This window comes from Actinotalea ferrariae, assembly GCF_019733465.1.
GTDB classification, from domain to species: Bacteria; Actinomycetota; Actinomycetes; order Actinomycetales; family Cellulomonadaceae; genus Actinotalea; species Actinotalea ferrariae_A.
Window position 1 is genome coordinate 1 of record NZ_JACVQL010000293.1, and the last position, 1,213, is coordinate 1,213.

Below are 1,213 nucleotides of genomic sequence, written 5' to 3' on the forward strand. Positions count from 1 at the left end.
GTCGCGGCCGGCCGGGGCAGCGGCTCGCGCAGGGCGAGCCGCGGCTCGACGGCGGCACCGCCTGCCGCGGCGGCGAGGTCGAGGGCGGCCTGGACCTCGTGCAGCCCCTCGGGGCGCCGGTGGCGGACGTCGAGCAGCGACCCGGGGTAGTCGACGCTCGTGGCGGCGACGAACCCGACGCCGGCCATGCGCGCCAGCAGGGCCATGGGCAGCGGGCTCTGGTGGAAGGACGTGAACACGACGCACCGGTCGTAGGCGCGCGCGGCGAGCGTCGCCACGAGCTCCTGCACCGCGGCGGGGTCGAGGGGCGCCGGGCGGTAGCCGCTCCACGGGGCGTCGAACACGAGCACCTCGTCGACGTCCGGCAGGAGCTCGCCCGCGGCGCGGCCGGCGGGCGACGCGAGCAGGTCGAGCCGGTCGGCCGTCGCCGCGAGCGACCGCAGCGCCGGACCGGTCAGCAGCACGTCCCCGTCGCTGTCGAGGCGCACGGCCAGCACGCGCCCGCTCACGCCGGCTCCCCGGCCGGGACCCGGCCCGGCTCCTCGGCCGGCACCTCATCCGGCACGTCGGCGGGCGCCCCGACCTCGGCCGAACGCGCCCCGACAACGGCCGCGACGCCCGCCGCCGACCCGTCACCCAGCAGGATCGCGACGGCCTCGCGCAGGTCCGCGGCGACAACGGGGGCCGCGGCCACCTCCTCGGGCCGCGTCTGCGGCGTCGGGACGAGCACGCCTCGCGCGCCGGCCGCGAGCGCGGCACCCACGTCGGCCCCGATGTCGCCCACGACGGCGCACTCCGCGGGCAGCACCCCGAGCGCGGCGGCGGCACGCAGCACCATGCCGGGCGCGGGCTTGCGGCACCCGCAGGCCTCCGCCTCGGTGTGCGGGCAGTGCTGCCACACGTCGATCGGCCCCAGCTCGGCCTCGATCCGCGCGTGCACCGCCGTCATCTGCGCGGACGTGATGAGGCCGCGGCCGATGCCGGACTGGTTGGTCACCAGACCTACGCGCAGGCCCGCCGCGCGGACGGCGTCGAGCGCCTCGCGTGCGCCGTCGACCACGCGCACGAGCTCGGGGTCGCCGTTGTAGGGGACGTCGTGGACGAGCGTGCCGTCGCGGTCGAACAGCACCGCGCGCAGCGGCGGCGGCCACGGGGCAGCAGGAGCGCGCCCCGGCAGCCGGAGCGGACCGGGCAGGGCGACGCCCGGCCGCGC

Annotated in this window: 2 protein-coding genes; both read right to left on the reverse strand. The window is 79.3% G+C overall.

The window, feature by feature from the left end:
• Window positions 1–509: glycosyltransferase family 9 protein (locus tag ICW40_RS18170; RefSeq protein ID WP_374199183.1), on the reverse strand; the 509-nt coding region annotated here is incomplete at its 3' end.
• A partial coding sequence (locus tag ICW40_RS18175; RefSeq protein ID WP_260459428.1) for a D-glycero-alpha-D-manno-heptose-1,7-bisphosphate 7-phosphatase occupies window positions 506–1,213 on the reverse strand: 708 nt, incomplete at its 5' end. The genes ICW40_RS18175 and ICW40_RS18170, both read right to left, overlap by 4 nt.